The organism is Acidobacteriota bacterium (assembly GCA_016196035.1).
Taxonomy (GTDB): Bacteria; Acidobacteriota; Blastocatellia; order RBC074; family RBC074; genus JACPYM01.
Genome location: JACPYM010000009.1, coordinates 1 through 17,410, shown reverse-complemented (window position 1 = coordinate 17,410; position 17,410 = coordinate 1). Strand labels below are relative to the sequence as shown.

Below are 17,410 nucleotides of genomic sequence, written 5' to 3'. Positions count from 1 at the left end.
TTCTCAGCAATCAATTGCTGAACCAGTTCGAGCAGTTGCTCATAACTCAATCGTGAAGGAGTGAGATTGGGATTCATTGCGGCAGGCAATCTAAATTCAATAGTTGATTTTGGCAAGAGAGGCCGCTAATCAACTACGTTTGACCGATGAAATCAAACCGCACAGTCATATCGTTCTGGCTTTTATTACGAGTCAAGTTTCGGCGAGTGCCTCACCAACCGATTTTGTGATTGATAAGTCGGACGCGGACTTTGCGACCACCGGCTTAAAAGTGTCTTCAACCATTCGCCTTCATCGTTTAATGACAGTCACAAAATCAATCGTTCTGCGTCAGCTAGGCGAGTTATCATTAGCGCAACAGACGGAAATTGAAAATAGACTGCGAAAGTTGTTCAGCCTTTAATTTCAGCGAATATAAATGATTATGCTGCACCGAACATCTGTTCAACCGTAGCCGCGCCAACAAGCGTTGTGCTTGACCACTAATGTTACAGGCGCGGCACGGTTAACTTGTCGTTCGGCCTTCGTGACTTAGCAAACTACAAGAACCCGGCAGTATCAAAACATAGGAGAAATATGGATAACACAATGAAGCGAGTCACTGGCATTGGCGGTATCTTCTTCAAAGCCAAAGACGCTCCGGCGCTACAGGCTTGGTACAAGCAGCACTTGGGAATCGCTGTCCAAGCCTGGGGCGGAGCTGCCTTCGATTGGACCGACGCCGAGGGCAAGCCGGTGGCAGGCACAACTGCCTGGTTAATCAATCCGCAAGAAAGTAATCACTTTGCTCCAAGCTCTGCTTCCTTCATGGTCAACTACCGAGTGGAAGACCTCCACGCCTTGGTCAAGGTCTTGAAGGAAGAAGGCTGCAATGTGCTCGAGAAGATTGACGAATCTGAGTATGGGAAGTTTGCCTGGGTCATTGATCCAGAAGGAAACAAAGTAGAACTTTGGCAACCGCCTGTCGGCCAATGATCAGGGCAGTCGGCCTCAGCACGAATCTGCGGCCTAACATCTGTTCCACCGTAGCCGCGTAACGAGTGGGATAAATTTCAATGAGTGTTACAACGGGGCCCGGTGAACAGGTTGTTAGGCGGACAAGGCTGTGACATACGAGTTCCTGGCAATTCTGATCGGCGGTATCGAACATCGCTGAGCTTTGGGGCAGCCTGAAAGATAAAGCTGAAGTGATGTTACCACCGCAGGACATGGCCTATCAGATGTATGAGTTTGGGATAAAGGGCCCAAACGGTTACGCGCTGATTCTTGGTGAAGACATTGCAAAGAAATAAATAGGAGGAGTCTATGGTACGAATCGTTTTGGGCGTGATTGCCGGATTTTTTGCTTGGGCGATAGTGTGGTTCGGAAGCGAGAAGATTCTTTCGGCCATTTGGCCGGAGTTCGGCACTCATCAACGCGCGTTCGAAGCGGCCATTACCAATGGTGGTCAGTTCACAGCGGACACGAGGATGCTTCTCACGCATATTGTCCTCGGTTCAATAGTCTCGGTGATGTCCGGATTTCTGGCCGCGCTGAGCGCCGGTGGAAACCAACGCGCGCCGCTAGTCCTCGGCTTTCTGCTGCTGGCCCTTGGTTTACTGAAGGCGGTTATGTCCTGGCCGTATGTTCCCGTTTGGTATCACGTTATCTTCACGGCGCTTTTACTTCCAATGACGATCTTGGGCGGTAAACTGTATACAACCACTTAGGAAAAAAGAAATCAGAATCATACTTGCAGACAGCGCGGTCGGTAGCGCGCTGTTTATCCTGAGCTTTTGTTCCCATACTGTTCTGCCACTAGGCGAAGTAGGCGTCAGAATGCTGCCGAACGAACCCCGCTGATGGCGGCACTCAGGCCTCCTAACATCTGTTCAACTGGAGCCGCGCCAACGAGTGCTTCGACTACCTCCACATCTCAGGCGCGGCCCGGTTAATTGAGCCGTTAGGTGGACCCTGCGGGCGCGGTACCAGAAAAAGCGGACTCCTAGTGTTGATCGCGAAGAAATGATACTTAGTTCGCAAAGAGAACCGATTCCAAAGTCTTGCAATAGATCAATTTGAGAAAAAGGAGAGAATTCGAAATGACCGTTGACGAAATAATCAACAAGTACATCGATAGTCAAGTTGAACCAAAACGAATCGATATGCAGGAATTGCACCGCATCATTCTGAAGGTAATGCCGAAATGTAAATTGTGGTTCCTGGATGGCAAAGACGAGAGTGGAAAGATTGTCTCCAATCCCAATGTGGGATACGGGACTCAGACAATGAAATACGCCAACGGAAAGACTAGAGAGTTCTATCAGATTGGTATCAGCGCAAACACATCAGGAATCTCTGTCTATATCCTTGGGATTGACGATGCGAAATACCTCGTAGAGACATATGGAAAGGATATTGGTAAGGCAAGCATAACTGGGTACTGCATCAAATTCAAGAAACTTGAAGATATTAGGATTGAGATACTTGAAGCTGCAATACGATTTGGCATTGAGCGGACAAAGAACCAGGATGAGTGACAGATTAGACAACATACATGGAGTCACTAATATCATGTTTTGTTGGGCGAAGATGCACCTAACATCTGTTCAACCGTAGCCGCGCCAACGATGGTTGTGCTTGATGCCAATGTTACAGGCGCGGCTACGGTTGAACAGATGTCAAGTAACTGAGCTTAGGGGCTAGCTATGAACTCATTGTTTGCTCAGGCGCGCGATTCAGCAAGCTTTTAAGTAACATCCAGCCCCCAGGCGTGCGGCTCTGTTTTCGCGATACACCAACTTGCTGTTAGGGTTTGTTACCCGGTGCGTTCGCACGACGCGCAACCCACAACCTCAAACCACCGAGAAAGGAGATTTCTTGGCGCGACTGCCCAGCAATCCTCCAAGAATAAATACCATGAAAAAGTTTCTGACTGTGTTACTCGCTGTTAGTCTGTGCGCCGTGACCGGGTACCCTTACGGGCCGCGCGGGCATCAGTTGGTCGGCGCCATCGCCGACAAGCGGCTGGCTAAGAACAAGGCGGTCGCGGACAAGCTCAAGTTAATCCTGGATGGCTTAACTCTGGAGCAAGCTGCCACGCTACCCGACGCGATCAAGTCCTGGGATAGTTGCAGTAACAGCCATCCCAGCACTACGCCGGTCACGGCGAAGAAACGCATCAACTCCGAACTGCGCGCGTTTGTGCGAATGAATCCGTGCAGCGGTCACCCCTCGCACCATGAATCTCACTACACGGATGTTCCTGTGCTGGGCAGCGAAAAGTATGCGGACGGGCCGGTGGGGCGGTCGCAATTCGATATTGTCCAGATGATTCCCTTCTGCTTGCGCGTGCTGAAAGGCGACGAGCCGGAAAAGAACGACCGTGCCATCACCAAAGCGGTCGCCGTGATCTTGCTGGCGCATTACCTGGGCGACATTCACCAGCCGCTGCACGTCGGCGCGGAATACTTTGATGCAAGCGGCGCGACATTGGAACCGACCGCCGCCAATCATGGCTTTGCGGATCAGGGCGGCAACAAACTCACCCTCTTCACGTTGATGAAGGGCAAGGAGACGTCCGCCGGGAAGTTTCACTCCTATTGGGACGGCCAGACGGTGGAAAATGCGTTTGGCACGACCAGCACGAACGCGCGGATCGCGCAACGGTTGGTCGCCAAAGAACCAGCGAATTGGCAATTGACGGGTGGCGCGGAAACCTGGGCCGAGCAGGTCGCCAACGAAACCCTGCTGGCCGCCCGCGAAGCCCACGAGCGGCTGGAATTCAAAAACATCGTCGCCACCGCCGGCCACGAGGACATCACCAGCGGACGGGCCGAAGAGAAAATCGTGCCGGGCGGAACGTTTTACGCGCTGTGGGCGGCGGCCATTGTCAAAGACGAGATTCACAAAGCAGGCTGGCGTCTGGCGGCGCTGCTGGAAGAAGCCTTGCAATAATTCAGCGCTAGTACTCCATCAAGCTGAAAATGAGGGATGTAGGGCGGGATTAAATCCCGCCCGACATCCCGGAGGCGCTCTCATCATCCATCACTTACAGCTTGATGGAGTACTAGAAAGAAACCACGGGAGACACGGGGCGCACTGGGAAGATCAGCAGGTTATCGGCTTTCCCAGTATTCCTCGCGTCCCCGTGATTTCTTTAACCGAGTTATTGTCCAGTGAGTGTTGTAGCAAAGCCATCCACCAGCTTCCCTTTTCCGGTGCGTTGCGTTATCTCTCATCCCGATGCTGAAGCCGCTGAGCACATCCGCCGCGCACACTGCCTACGAACATTACCAGCAAGCCGCTGCGCCCGCCGCGCGCCAGGCGTGGCTGACGGAACTGCTGGCCGCGCATGCCGCCCCGCTCATCCAAGTTATCTTGAAACAAAAGCTGTGGGGGCAAGCCTCGACCGATGACCTGCTCGAAGTGCAGCAGCAAATCCACGCCAAACTGCTGGCCCGCTTGCGCGCGACCGCTGAATCGCCGCTGGAAGATTTTCCCGGCTATGTGGCGGTGGTGGCGTTCAACACCTGCGCCGAATGGCAGCGCCAGCGCCAGCCGCAACGGCACGCGCTCAAAAACCGCGTGCGTTATCTGTTGACCCACACCGGCGGCTGGGCGCTGTGGGAAGCGCGACCGCGCGTCTGGTGGTGCGGGCGCAGCGCTTGGCAAACGCGCCCATCCACCGCTGCCACGACGGCGCAGCTTGACGCCTGCCGTGCCGCGTTGCCGCGCACACGCACATTGCGCGATTTGACCGCCGCTGTCTTTGCGCAACTCAATCAACCGGTCGAATTAGACGAACTGGTGAATCTATTCGCTGAGGTGTTGGAGATTCACGATGAACCCGCTGCCGCAAAAACAGTGGACAGCCTCGCCGATCCGTGTCCCAGTGCGGAAACGGCGTTCGAGCGGCGCGCCTATTTGCAAACGCTCTGGGCTGAAATCGGCTTGTTGCCACTGCCGCAACGCCGCGCGTTGCTGCTCAACCTGCGCGACCCGGAGGGCGGCAATCAACTCGCGCTCTTTCATCTGACGGGCATTGCGGGCTTGCGCACATTGGCGGCGGTGTTGGAATTGAGCCTGGCTGAACTGGTGGAATTATGGAACCACTTGCCGCTCGATGATTTGACGCTGGCGGCGCATTTGGGAATCACGCGGCAACAGGTCATCAATTTGCGGCTGGCCGCCCGTCGCCGGTTGGCGCGGCGCTTGGGCGAGCCGTAACTTTTCGTCTTCTTGATCTCTTCTTTATCTCTGGCCGTTGGCAATATGCGCCGCGGTTGCGCGTCTCTACGAACGGGAGGCTGAACAAAGCATTGACTGAACATCTGACCGACAACCTGCTGACACGGTACCGCCAACGCGCGTTGGACGCGGCGGAGTTGTGGCAACTCGACGCGCATTTACAAAACTGTGCGGCCTGCCAAACGCGGCTCACTGAAAGCACTGAAACCGCCGCCAGCCTCGCCGCCCTGCAAACAGCGTTGGCGGACGTCGAAGCACAGCACCTCGCGTATGAAGAATTGGCGGCGTATGTAGATCGGCAACTCGCCGCGCCCGCGCGTGAACTCGCCGAAATGCATTTGCGCGAATGCCGCAACTGCACGGCGGAACTAAACGATCTGCGCGCCTTTCGCCGTGAACTTGACGACGCTGAAGTCGTGCATGTCGCGCCCGCCCAGCCTGTGCGGCGCAAACAAGAGCGCGCCTGGTGGCAACCCAGCGGCTGGCGCTGGCCATTGCAATTGGCGGCCACGGCGGCGGCCTGCTTGCTCGTCGCTTGGCTGGCCACACGCAACCTGCGGCAGGAAGTCACGGACTTGCGCGCGCAACTCGCCACCGCGCAGCGTGACAAGGCGCGCTTGCAAACCGAATTGCTCGCCGCGCAAACACGCAACGCCCCGTTGCCCAACCCGTTCGCCGCACCACCCACCGCGCCCACACCCGAGCCAGCCAACCTGATCGCCGCGCTGACCGATGGCGCCACGCAAATCACGCTTGATCGCCAGGGCCAACTCAACGGCCTCACAGAGATCAATCCGCCGCAACGACAACTGGTGCTGCTGGCCTTGCAGGCGGGCAAAGTCACGCTGCCCGCCGCGCCCGCGCCGCTGGGCAACCGGCCCGATGTATTGCTGGGCGCGCCTGCTGGCGGCGAAACCTTCGCATTGCGCGCGCCCGTCGGTAAAGTCGTGTTGGCCGATCGTCCGCAATTGCGCTGGCAGCCGTTGAAAAATGCCACCAGTTACCGCGTCACGATTTTTACCGCCAATTACGAAAGCGTGGCGCAAAGCCAGGATTTGAGCACGACTACCTGGACGCCGCCGCAACCGTTGCCGCGCGAACGGGTTTATCTGTGGCAAGTCACCGCCAGCAAAGACGGCCAGGAAATCAAAGCTCCGGTCGCACCCGCGCCCGAAGCGCGCTTCAAAATCCTCGACCAAGCCAAAGCCGATGAAATCGCCGCCGCGCGCCGCCGCACGCCAGTTTCCAATTTGTTGCTGGGCTTGTTGTATGCGCAGGCCGGTTTGTTTGATGAGGCTGAACGCGAATTGCAAAAGCTGGCGCAAGCGAATCCGCAAGCGCCCCTCGCCAAGCAGTTGTTGAATGATTTGCGGACGCAACGGCGCAGTCTGAATCAATAGCGGCAAACTACAATCCATCGCCCAGCAGCACGAACCCCGCCCAATAAAACGGATGGCGATACGTTTCGCTCGCCAGCAGCTTCAACGCCGCCGCGCGCAAGGCTTCGGCTTTGGCAACGTGCGGCGCAGCGTTCAAGCGGCGATGAAATTCGATCATCAGTTGCGCGGTGCTGGCCGCTTCGACTTTCCACTGGCTCGCCACCGTCGCGGGGCAGCCGGCGACAAAGAGCGCCCAGGTCAGGCCGATCAGCCCTTCGCCCGCGCCGACGCGGCCTCGCGCGGTTTCGCAGGCCGAGAGCACAGCCAGTTCCGCGTGCAGATCAAGGCGCATCAATTCCCAGGCTTCGAGCAAACCGTCTTCGCCAGTTTCATCCGCCGCCAATACCAGATGCGAATAGAGCGGCGCGGCGTCGTTCAACACGCCGTGCGTGGCGAAATGCAGCACGCGCGCCTGGGCGGCTTCGGCTTTGAGGCGCGTTTCGCTGGCGGCGGCGGCGATGTAAACGCGGCTGTGCGCGGAGCCGTAAAGCTGGGCCAGCGCCTTCACTTCGCGTTCGGCTTCGGGCAGCGGCGTGCGCGGATCGGCGCGCAAGGCGAGTTGGCGCGGTTCGTTTTGGCGGCTGCCGAATTGCGGATTGCCAAAGGCGAGCAAGCCGGTCGTGGCGGCGGGCGCGCGGTGTGGCGCCTGCATCTCGCGCAACACGGTCAGCGAGGGGGCATAAGCAATGGTGCAGCTTTCGAGCAAATGGCGGCCCGTTTCATTCACCAGCGCTTGAAACGGCAATTCCCAGAGCGCGCCATCCGGCACGATCAGCAGGCGCGTTTTGCCTAACAACGCCGCCCGCGCCGGAGCGAGCAGCGCGTCATACAACGCGCGCGCCGCCGGTTTGTAAGCCGGATCGCGCGCGGCCAGCAATTGCCGGAAGCTTTCAGTGCGCCGCGTGAGTTCCGCGCGCGTGAGGTTGAGCGGATAGACATTGAGCGCCGCAGCCTGGACGCCGCGCGTCAGCACAAACAGAAACGTCTGGTCATCCGTCGCGGCAAATTCGAGACAGGCCGTGTGCGTGTCGGGCAACACGGCATTGGCCTCGGTCAGCGTGAGCAACTGCGCCGCGCCGCGTTGGGTGCGCAATTCGGGATGCGCGGTGTAAAGCTGGGTCTCGAACGCCTCGCGCGCCAGCCGCGCCTGGTCACGGCGCATGGTCAGGTCGGCGGCGCGTTGGGCGTCGGTTTTTTCCGCCGTCAATTCGGTGCGCAGTTGCGCATTCAAACTGGCGAGTGTTTCGGCGAGTTCGCGTTCGCGCTGCTGTTCGACGGGCGTGAGCGTTTTGGCGGGGCGCGCGCCGGCGGTTTGCAACACGTCGAGCAGCACGCGGGCTTTCATGCGTTCGGCCAGCGTGAAGGCTTCAGCGTGACGTTGCTGTTGAATGAGCAGCGGCAACAGCGCCTGATGCGCGGCGAGGCGCGTACTGAAAAAGCTTTGCCGCGCGCTCTCATTCCCGGCGGTTTGCGTGCGCAGCTTTTCGACAAGCTGGATGGCCTGAGTGAACGCGCGTTCGGCTTGGGCGGGTTGTTTGAGCGCGAGCTGCGCGCGGCCAGCGACGACATAGGCTTCGGGGAAAGCGTCTTCGTGCCCCAGGGCGGCGGCCTCGGTTTGCAATTGCGCGGCGGTTTGCAAGGCGGCGGCAAATTCGCCGCGCGCCAACTGCAAGGTGGCGCGCTCGGCGTTCAAGCCCAATAGGTTCACGCGCAGTGAGGCCGCCTGCGCCAGTTGCGTGGCGCGTTGCAACGCCTGCTCAGCGGCGGCGAATTGCTGCTGGCGGCGGTGAGAGCTTGCCAGCGCTTCATAGATTCCGGCTTGCGCTTTGCGGTCGCCGGCGGCCTCGGCGTATTGCAACGCCGTTTGCCAGGCGGCGCGGGCTTCGGTGAGTTGGCCGTTGGTGTCATAAAGGTCGCCGAATTTTTGCCAGAGTTCGGCGAGTTGCGTTTTGTCATTCAATTGCTCGAATAGCGGCAAGGCCTGCCGATTGGTGTCGAGCGCCAACGCCAGTTGATTGTTGCGGGCGTAAACACCCGCCGTATTCATCAGCGCAATGCCAACGCTCAACTTGTTGCCGAGTTTTTCGGCCAAGCTACGCAGCCGTTGGTATTGCGCCCAGGCGCGCGCGTCATCGCCGCGCGCGAAATACAGATTGCCCAACGCCGTGAGCGCGGGAAACTGACCTTGCTCATCGCCGATTTCCGCCAGCGTCTTGAGCGTGCGCTGCAATGCGGCCTCGGCCTCTTCGGTGTTGCCCAGCAAGCGCTCGACGACGCCGAGGTTGCCCAGCGCGAGCAGCGCGAAATGGGTCAGCCGCAATTGCGTCAGCAATTCATAAGCGCGCTGGTATTGCGCCCGCGCGCGCAGGTAATCAGAGCGCGTGTAAAACAGATTCGCCTGATTCAACAGCGTGATGGCGAACGAACGTTGATTGCCAGTTTGTTGATGCAACGCCAGCGCGCGTTCAAACGCGGCTTCGGCCTGCGCGAACTTGCCCCAACTGCGGTAATTGTTGGCGAGGTCGTTCCAGGTTTGCCCTTGCGGCGTCAGCAGCTCGCTTTGCTCATAACAGGCGAGCGCCAGGCGCAATTCGGCGTCGGCTTGGGCGAACTCTTCACGCGAATTGTGAATGTTAGCGAAGAGGTGATGCGCATAACCGATGATTTCCGTGTGCTGCAATTCGGTCGCCAGCTTGAGTGTGCGTTCGCCGTAAGCGCGCGCGTTGTCGTACTGGTTCAAGCGGTAATACGCGCCGCCGATTTTGCGCAACAAGCGGGCCGCGCTTTCGCGGTCGTTGAGGCGTTCAGCCAGTGCCAGCGTGAAGTCGCGCAGGGCGATGGCTGCGTGATACTGGCCGCTATCCGCCAGCGGATCGCTGGCATCCATCAAGGCTTTGACCAACTGTGACGTGGCGAGCGCGGGTTGTGCAGCGAGCAATGCCTGACGCGCGCCCTCGTCTTTGGCTTGCGCGAGGGCGGCGGCCAGTTGTTCGACGGCGCTTTGCGCGGTTTGCGCGCGCGCACGCGGTGGCGTCGGAGCCAGGCTCAGCCCACACACAAATGAGAGACAGACAAATAAGGCTCGCTTCATTGCTCTTGCATGGCTCCTGCTAAAAATTGCCGCGTCATTCTGCCGCAGGCGCGCTGAAACGCCAACACAACGCCTTGCCAGCAAAAAAATCCGCCGCCCTGGCAATATGCCGCGCCTTTCAACGCCTCCACTAGATAAGAAAGCTGAACTGGCATTCGCGCCAGCCGTCAGTTTTCGTTTGGTTGAAGGTCTAGATCAGTTTGCAATTGAATGTACGGGCGGCGCGCTGGGAGCAGTACCGCGCGCGTCAGCAAGCGGTGCGTCAACGCTGACGCAATACGGCACACCCTGAGTCTCCGCTTGCTGACGCGCGCGGTACTGCCCCGGAGCGCGCTTTTTCCCGTACACCGCTCTGCCATCCGATCTAAAGAGAGAACGCGCCTTATGCAAAAATCCCTGTTGCGTTGTTGTGGCTCACTGCCGTTGCGCATGTGCGCAGCCTTTGCCGTGTCCTGTTTTTGCCTCTTCCTGCTGGACGGACGCCGGGCGGCGTCGCAGGTGCAATTCGACGGAACCAGCGCGCCGACCTATGCGCGCGCGCCAGCAACCGACGCGGCGCGCACCAGCCCTGACGCGCTTGAACAAGGCGTGCCTGGCAAAGCGCAACTCGAATTGCCGAGCCGCCGCTATGGCATCGCGGCGGAAAGCCTGACCGTCAGCCGCCGCCTGGCCGCGTTCGACCCGGCAACTGAAAGAACCTATGAACCCGGCGTCATCGGCGTCGCGCGCAAAGTGAGTTTGGCGTCCGCCGATGTCAATCAAGGCAAGCTCGCGCGGCGCATCAAAAACGACGATGGCAGCGAGTTGCGCATCCTCACCATTCAATCGCCGGGCGCGTTGGAAATGTTCGCGCACCTGACCGAATTCGATTTGCCTGCGGGCGAAGCGGTTTACGTTTACGGCAACGCCGCGAACAGCCCGGTCGGCGGCCCTTATCGCGGGCGCGGGCCGGTGGGACAAGCGCGCGGCGAGAAAGGCGCGCATGGCGATTTCTGGACAGAGACGGCGCAGGGCGACACGTTGATCATCGAGCATTACAGCCCGCACGGCGCGCCGCGCGGCACGTTCGCCATCCCGGAAATCACGCATCACTTCACGGCCTTTTTGGATGCGGCCAAACTGGAAAGCGCGCTCAGCCCTGAGCAGACGCAGCCATTGAGTTGCCACAACGATGCGAATTGTTCGCCGAATCCGCTCAACAACGCCGTCGGGTTGATCAGCTTTATGCGCGACGGCAAAAGCGCGTTATGTTCGGGCACGATGCTGACGACGGTGAATGATCCGGGTTCACCGTATTTTTTGACGGCCAACCATTGCATCGCCACGGCTACGCAAGCGGCGACCGTGCAAGTGACCTGGCAATATCGCAGCAGCGCCTGCAACAGCGGCGTGGCCGGAACGAATTTCACGATCACGCCGCGCGGCACGTATTTGCTGCGCACGCGCAAGGCCGTGGATCAAACCTTGTTGCGTGTGCTCAATGGCGCAGCGTCCGGCCAGGTTTACGCCGGTTGGAGCACCAAGGAAATCGGCCTCACCGATTTCCCCAACGTGTTCGGCTTGCATCATCCGCGCGGCTCGTTTCTGCGGCGCTCCAACGGCGGCTTGGTCTTGAACCAGTTTGGCTGCGATGCCACCGGGTTGAATGAAGGCTACGACATACTTTGGGGCAGCGGAATCACGGAACCGGGGTCGAGCGGTTCGGGTTTGTATTTCGCCGATTCGCAGGCGCTCTTTGGCGTGCTGAGTTGCGGAATTGATTTCGATAGTTGCTCGACCAAGATCAACAGCCGCTACGGACGCTTCCGCGATTTTTACCCGCAGATTGATACCTGGGTCGTGCTGGGCGATCGCGGCTTGCCATCGCCACCGATTCCGCCGCTCAGCGTCAACACGCCGCAAGTCATCAACGATACGCTGACCAGTGCGATGCCTTCGCGGGTTTACGGGCTAGGCTTTTTTGCCAAGGTGTTCACGTTCAACGGGCAGGCCGGGCAGAGAGTCAAACTCACGCTCAGTTCCAGCGCCTTTGACGGCTATCTGTATTTGATCCACGGCAGCAAGCGCACCTTGCTGGCTGAGGATGACGACAGCGGCGGCGGCCCGAACGCGCAAATCGTTTTCACCTTGCCGGACACCGGCTCTTACATCATCGAAGTTTCCACTTCCATTCTCAATCAAGCAGGCGCGTTCACGCTGGCTGCGCAGCAAGTGTGCGATCTGTCGTTGAGCAAGACCGATGTATTTTTGCCCGCCAAAGCTGGCGTCGCGGCGGCGCTGCTGAACAATCCCGACCGTTGCGCGTGGACGGCCAGTTCGGATTCCGCGTGGTTGCGCTTGCGCAAGACCAGCGGCAGCGACGCCACGGAATCTATCCTCGCCGATGTAGATGCCTTCACTTCCGACACAGGCGCGCGCACCGGCATCATCAAACTGGCAGGCGGGCCGCAGCTTCAGGTGCATCAGGCCCATCAATGCGTCGCCGCGCCCATTCAAACTGGACAAGTGTTGTCGGGCAGCTTGTCCATCACCGATTGCCGCGCGCCGCTGACCAACGACGCCAACGAATTTCCCTACACTGACCTTTACACCTTCAGCGGCACGAACGGGCAGCGCATCGCCATCGAGATGGATAGCACGGAACTCACGCCCCGCTTGCGGCTGCTCAGTCCGACGGGCACGCTGATCAATCAGGACGCGCACGGCGGACGCGCGCGCATTCCCTATCCGCAAGGTTTTTTCACGCTGACCGCCACGGGAACCTCCACCATCGAAGCCAGCCACAACAACGGCGCTTCGGCGCTGGGCGCGTACAAAATCCGTTTGCTGTCGGATTGCAACACGCTGGTGACGCCGACGCCGGACATCATTCTGGCGGCGGGCACGACGATCAATTTCACCGTGGCCGCGACAACCGGTTGCCCGTGGAATGCGTTCAGCTATGCCAGTTGGATCAAGATCAACGCGGGCGAAACCGGCGCGGGCAATGGCATGGTCAACGTCACCATCGCGCCCAATGCCGGCCCCGCGCGCGAAGCCATCCTGAACATCGCGGGCAATGCCTTCACCATTCAACAACGCAGCGGTTGCAAGTTCACCGTTGATCCGCAGAACCGCGGCTTTACGGCGGGCGGCGGCGGCGGCAGTTTCAACGTCACGGCGACCGACGCCGAATGCCCGTGGAGCATCACGGCGACCGCGCCAAGCGGCATGTTGCTCTTCGGCCAAACGCCCGGCCAGAAAGGCAATGGCACGGTGCAATACGCCGTCAAAGCCAACACCGGCGCGGCGCGCACTGCGCAACTGTTGGTCGGCGACATCAACAACGGGCAAGTCCATTTCATCAACCAGGCCGCCGTCGCGCCCAATCCTTTGCCGACACTTGCCGCGCTCGCGCCGAACGCAGCACTAGCGGGCGGCGAACGCTTCACGCTGACGGTCACAGGCGACAACCTCGTGGCCGATACGGTGATTCGTTGGAACGGGCGCGCACTCACGACCACTGTGACCGGACGCAATACCGTAACGGCGGAAATTGCCGCTGCTGACATCGCCAACGCGGGCACAGCGCGTGTGACGCTCTTCAACCCTACGCCCGGCGGCGGCGAATCCAGCGCCAGCAACTTCACGATCAATGGCCCGCTGGCGAATCTGTCGGCGGCTTCGTTCACCGGCAAGTTCGCGGCCAACGGCATCGTCGCCGTCTTTGGCGCGCGGCTGGCGACGCGCACGGTGTCGGCGACAACGACGCCGCTGCCCACCGAACTGGGCGGCACGACGGTCAAGCTGATTGATGGTGCGCGCGTCGAACGCCTGGCGCAACTCTTTTTCGTCTCGGCCAGCCAGATCAATTATCTGGTGCCCGCCGGCACGCCCGCCGGGCCATACACCGTGCTCATCACCAGCGCGGACGGCAATACTTCGACTGGCGTGCTCACCATCGAAACCGTCGCACCGGGCTTGTTCACGGCAAACGCCAACGGGCAAGGCGCGCCGGCGGCAGTGCTCTTGCGCGTGTTGTCGAACGGCGCGCAACGCTTCGAGCCGGCGGCCGAACTCGACCGCGCGACCAACCGCTTTCAGCCAATTCCGCTGGTTGTGAACAATCCGGGCGAACAAGTCATCCTGGTCTTATTCGGCACGGGCATACGCGGGCGCAGCGCGTTGAGCCGCGTGACGGCCAATCTGGATCGCGAACGCCTGCCGGTGGATTTCGCGGGCGCGCAAGGTTTGGCCGGGCTGGATCAAATCAACCTGCCGCTGCCCGCGCGGCTGGCGGGCGCGGGCGAGACAACGCTGACGCTGAGTGTGGACGGGAAGCTTTCCAATGGAGTGCTCATCAATTTCAGATAGCCCCTGAATACAAAAGCCACCGGCTCTTGTTCAATCAAGAGCCGGTGGCTTTCGCCGGGGCGCATTGTTCATTGCGGAATGCGCTGCCGGGCAATGACAAATGAACAATGAACAATGAACAATGCCGTACTGATTCAGCCCGCCTACCAAACAAAATTCAGCGCCGTCTGTAACACGCCCACCACCAACCCAATCCCCGCGCCAAACCAGACAATCGCTTTGATCTCGCGCCCGGCGGTTTCCATGACCAGGTTTTCCATGTCTTCATTGGAAAAGGCGTTCAGGCGGTTCATCAAGATGGCGCGCACGTCCAGTTTGCGGCTGAGCGTTTCGACTAGATCGGCAATCGCGGAAGACGAAACGAGGCGATTCCCTTTGAGCAGCTTTTGCGGCATTTGCGCCAGCGCTTCGCTGACGGTGTGGCGCACATAAGAGCTTTCGGCGATGCCATCGGCCAGGCCTTCGAGCGCGCGGCCCACCAGCGCGTACAGCGTTTCCTGATCGAGCAAGTATTCGGCGGCCAGGCGGCGCACGAACCCGGCAGTGGCGGTTTGGCGGTCAATCATCCCGCGCAATTGACGGACGATGGCCTGCTTGGGTTCTTCCGCCTGGCTAAGCTGGATGAGCCGCTCGCGCATGTGTTCGGTGATGGCTTGCAGTGCAGTTTCATTGCTGGTGAAGCTGGTGTATTCGCGTTGGGCCAGCGCGGCGATTTCGCTTTCGAGATCGAGCTTGGTCAATTCGGCGGCGATGACTTCGATGTTGAGCAGGCGTTCGGCAATGGCTCCGGAGAGGGCGACGATGAAGCGCGCCCGCTCTTTCGGCAGCATCCCTGGCGTCAGCGGAATTTGCCAGCCGAAAATGTAATGCGGCTGGCGCGGGCGAAACAGCATCCGCACCGCCAGCCAAGCCGCGCCGTAACCGTGCAACGTGGCGACCACCACGGGACTGAGTTTCACTAACAATTCGACGTTCATCAAATGACCGTGATCCTTTTTGACTTCACGCGGTACTGTACCAGCATGTGGGACATACGGGGAAAAGCTATGACAGGATCACAAAATCATGAGTGGAGCGAAACGCGCGTGCGCGTGCGCTATGCCGAGACCGATCAAGCGGGCGTGGTCTATCACGCAAATTACCTGATCTGGTTTGAGGTCGGGCGCGTCGAATGGTGCCGTGACTATGGCTTTAACTACCGCGACATGGAAAAAGAAGCCGACGCCTTTCTGCCCGTCACCGAGTGCCGCGTGAAGTATCGCAACCCGGCGCGCTATGACGACGAATTGATCGTGCGTTCGCGCCTGCTGGAATTGCGCAGCCGGGCGATCAGCTTTGCCTATGAAATTGTGCGGGCGAGTGACGGATTGTTGCTGGCCGCAGGCGAGACGCACCACATTGTGATGAATAGCCAAGGACGGGCGCGGGCGTTTCCGCCAATGTTTGCGGAAAAGATGCGCGGGCCGAAAGTTTTGTAGTGTCCGAATCTTGTGTTGCCGCTCAGCAGGTCACTAGCCGTTTTCGACACGCGCCTTTATATCCGAGTACGCCGTATTTATGAGCCTGCTTAGCGCTGCGGCGCTTGTGGCTGCTCCAGGTCTCAGCTTCACATGGCGCATGGATTTGCCATTGCCTTGCAACAAGCGAGCCGGATCTGACAACGCTGCGCCGTGAAAGAACCCCACGTTGACGTGCGAGGTGAATACATTGACATAGCCGAAGGGCGCATCTCCCAGACATGCAACTGGACAGCCGTCATGTAAAAGCTCCCGGACTTCGTCCCCGCACTCACGCATCACTTCAAACCACTGATGCGCGATGGCTCCCAATTCACCTGGATGTTCTTTCATCCAAGCATCAATGGCGGGATCTCGCTTGACACCTCCGTTAAATCGCAGCAATTCCGTTCTCATGGTTGCTCCTTTTCTTCTTGCTTGATCTATGTCTTAACCTTGCGCCAGCCGATACGCTCAGCGGGTGAATATAGCACGGCGGGATTTGAGGCCGAAAATTCTTCATAACGCAGCAACACACCGCTAGAACACCAGCGAAAGTTTCAGGATAACCTTCCACGAAGACGCTAAGTTGTGCGACAAGCTGGCAGCTTGTCGCAGCTTGGATATCAAACCGAAACGGGTCAGCCACGATGTTGGCTTGCAGCGTCTTCGTTGTTCCCACAGGGTGTGGGCCAAAAGTTCGACAAGCTAGCAGCTTGTCGAACATACAAGAGACACGAACGGGCACGAATGTTTCCAAAATGCTTCGTGCCCGTTCGTGTCTCTTTGTGGAAGTAATCACCGCGCCACCAACGCAATCTTGCTCTTATCTGCTGCCAGCAGCGTTTCTTGGCGATCAAAGATCAGCGTCTTATCCGCCGTCAATGACATCGCTGTCACGTGACAAACTTTCAGCGTCTCGATAGTTTGCAGGCCGATCACCGGCACATCAAAGCGCATATCCTGATTCGGCTTGGCGACTTTGATGACGGTGAGCGGTCGCCCGCGCACCAGTTCCGAAGCGCGGCGAATGGTGGCATCGGTGCCTTCCATCGCTTCGAGCGCGACGACCGCTTGGTCTTTGACGACGATGGTTTGGCCCAAATCCAGCCGCGCGAGTTCGTGGGCGACGTGCAGGCCATATTCGATGTCGGCCAGTTCGTGTTTATTCGGCGCGCGCTTGGTGAGCGTGCTCGCGCGGGCGAGCAGCGGTTGCAGGAAGGTGGTCGAATCAAGCAGCGTGATACCTTCGCTGGCGAGTTCGTCGGCGACCGCGCCCAGCAAGGCGTCGGTGTTGCGCCGTTTCAAGCGCGCCAGCATCCGCGCCATGCGCAAATCGGGCAGCGCGTTGAGTTTGAAAACCTGGACGTGTTTGACTTGCCCGGCCATGATCGCGTGGGTGACGCCCGCGCGTTTGAGGAACTTGATGAGCTTGCCGAGTTGGCCGACGCCCAGCCATTCGATGGTCTGCGCCATTTCGGCGAGGCGCGGGTCGGTTTCTTCCGAGATGGCGGCCACGGCCATTTCGACACCGGCGCGGCGCGCGCCGTCGAGTACTAGAAAGGGGAAGCGGCCATTGCCCGCGATTAAACCGCAAACGGATTGCGGATTGCGGATTGCGGATTGCGGATTGGATTGGTTGTCGTGCACTTGATTTGATAACTGATGTTACGCAGTAAGAAAGTTCGGCTCGGATTTGACAATTCTTTGCGCCGGAGGCGCGCGGGAGATTAGCCGGTGGTGGAGGCCTCGCCGCAACCACCGGAACCCGGCACGCCAGCCACGCACGCCCCGGATGGGG

General features: G+C 59.2%; 13 protein-coding genes. 9 read left to right on the top strand and 4 right to left on the bottom strand.

What is annotated here, in order from left to right:
• Nucleotides 1-139: 139 nt before the first annotated feature.
• The 7 genes from HY011_03775 (at nt 140) to HY011_03745 (ending at nt 6,630) form a co-directional block, all read left to right on the top strand.
• Nucleotides 140-403, top strand: a complete 264-nt coding sequence (locus tag HY011_03775; GenBank protein MBI3422032.1) for a type II toxin-antitoxin system PemK/MazF family toxin — start codon at nt 140-142, stop codon at nt 401-403.
• A gap of 185 nt (nt 404-588) precedes the next feature.
• Nucleotides 589-975 carry a VOC family protein gene (locus HY011_03770; protein ID MBI3422031.1) on the top strand — a complete coding sequence of 129 codons (387 nt, stop codon included), beginning with the start codon at nt 589-591 and terminating at the stop codon, nt 973-975.
• Between the two features lie 330 nt (nt 976-1,305).
• Nucleotides 1,306-1,710, top strand: a complete 405-nt coding sequence (locus HY011_03765) for a hypothetical protein (protein ID MBI3422030.1) — start codon at nt 1,306-1,308, stop codon at nt 1,708-1,710.
• Nucleotides 1,711-2,082: 372 nt separating this feature from the next.
• A complete protein-coding gene (locus HY011_03760; protein MBI3422029.1) occupies nt 2,083-2,520 on the top strand; it encodes a DUF1801 domain-containing protein in 438 nt (145 codons plus the stop codon).
• Between the two features lie 379 nt (nt 2,521-2,899).
• Complete coding sequence (locus HY011_03755; protein ID MBI3422028.1) at nt 2,900-3,937, top strand: S1/P1 nuclease; 1,038 nt, start codon at nt 2,900-2,902, stop codon at nt 3,935-3,937.
• A 288-nt stretch (nt 3,938-4,225) separates the two neighbouring features.
• Entirely contained in the window at nt 4,226-5,209 is a 984-nt protein-coding gene (locus tag HY011_03750) for a hypothetical protein (GenBank protein ID MBI3422027.1), read from the top strand.
• Between the two features lie 92 nt (nt 5,210-5,301).
• Entirely contained in the window at nt 5,302-6,630 is a 1,329-nt protein-coding gene (locus tag HY011_03745) for a zf-HC2 domain-containing protein (protein MBI3422026.1), read from the top strand.
• A gap of 7 nt (nt 6,631-6,637) precedes the next feature.
• Here the strand turns inward: HY011_03745 and HY011_03740 are convergent, their stop codons facing one another.
• Nucleotides 6,638-9,760, bottom strand: a complete 3,123-nt coding sequence (locus HY011_03740) for a CHAT domain-containing protein (GenBank protein ID MBI3422025.1) — start codon at nt 9,758-9,760, stop codon at nt 6,638-6,640.
• Between the two features lie 384 nt (nt 9,761-10,144).
• Here HY011_03740 and HY011_03735 point away from each other — a divergent pair, with 384 nt between their 5' ends.
• Nucleotides 10,145-14,113: a pre-peptidase C-terminal domain-containing protein gene (locus HY011_03735; GenBank protein ID MBI3422024.1), complete on the top strand. Its 3,969-nt coding sequence runs from the start codon at nt 10,145-10,147 to the stop codon at nt 14,111-14,113.
• 143 nt (nt 14,114-14,256) lie between these two features.
• Here the strand turns inward: HY011_03735 and HY011_03730 are convergent, their stop codons facing one another.
• Nucleotides 14,257-15,090, bottom strand: coding sequence for a DUF445 family protein (locus HY011_03730; GenBank protein ID MBI3422023.1), 834 nt, complete (start codon nt 15,088-15,090; stop codon nt 14,257-14,259).
• 69 nt (nt 15,091-15,159) lie between these two features.
• Between HY011_03730 and HY011_03725 the strand changes: the two genes are divergently transcribed.
• The gene (locus HY011_03725) at nt 15,160-15,591 is read left to right on the top strand and encodes an acyl-CoA thioesterase (GenBank protein ID MBI3422022.1); all 432 of its coding nucleotides are present in this window, start codon (nt 15,160-15,162) and stop codon (nt 15,589-15,591) included.
• 33 nt (nt 15,592-15,624) lie between these two features.
• Here HY011_03725 and HY011_03720 read toward each other — a convergent pair whose 3' ends face one another.
• Nucleotides 15,625-16,026 (bottom strand): DUF1801 domain-containing protein, encoded by a 402-nt coding sequence (locus tag HY011_03720; GenBank protein ID MBI3422021.1) that lies wholly within the window; start codon nt 16,024-16,026, stop codon nt 15,625-15,627.
• 381 nt (nt 16,027-16,407) lie between these two features.
• Complete coding sequence (gene lpxI, locus HY011_03715) at nt 16,408-17,226, bottom strand: UDP-2,3-diacylglucosamine diphosphatase LpxI (GenBank protein MBI3422020.1); 819 nt, start codon at nt 17,224-17,226, stop codon at nt 16,408-16,410.
• Nucleotides 17,227-17,410 lie beyond the last annotated feature (184 nt).

Coding starts and splice junctions, on each gene's coding strand:
- HY011_03770 (MBI3422031.1), top strand. CDS start 589: ATGAAGCGAGTCACTGGCATTGGCGGTATCTTCTTCAAAGCCAAAGAC.
- HY011_03750 (MBI3422027.1), top strand. CDS start 4,226: ATGCTGAAGCCGCTGAGCACATCCGCCGCGCACACTGCCTACGAACAT.
- HY011_03730 (MBI3422023.1), bottom strand. CDS start 15,090: ATGAACGTCGAATTGTTAGTGAAACTCAGTCCCGTGGTGGTCGCCACG.
- HY011_03735 (MBI3422024.1), top strand. CDS start 10,145: ATGCAAAAATCCCTGTTGCGTTGTTGTGGCTCACTGCCGTTGCGCATG.
- HY011_03760 (MBI3422029.1), top strand. CDS start 2,083: ATGACCGTTGACGAAATAATCAACAAGTACATCGATAGTCAAGTTGAA.
- HY011_03740 (MBI3422025.1), bottom strand. CDS start 9,760: ATGAAGCGAGCCTTATTTGTCTGTCTCTCATTTGTGTGTGGGCTGAGC.
- HY011_03765 (MBI3422030.1), top strand. CDS start 1,306: ATGGTACGAATCGTTTTGGGCGTGATTGCCGGATTTTTTGCTTGGGCG.
- HY011_03720 (MBI3422021.1), bottom strand. CDS start 16,026: ATGAGAACGGAATTGCTGCGATTTAACGGAGGTGTCAAGCGAGATCCC.
- HY011_03725 (MBI3422022.1), top strand. CDS start 15,160: ATGACAGGATCACAAAATCATGAGTGGAGCGAAACGCGCGTGCGCGTG.
- HY011_03755 (MBI3422028.1), top strand. CDS start 2,900: ATGAAAAAGTTTCTGACTGTGTTACTCGCTGTTAGTCTGTGCGCCGTG.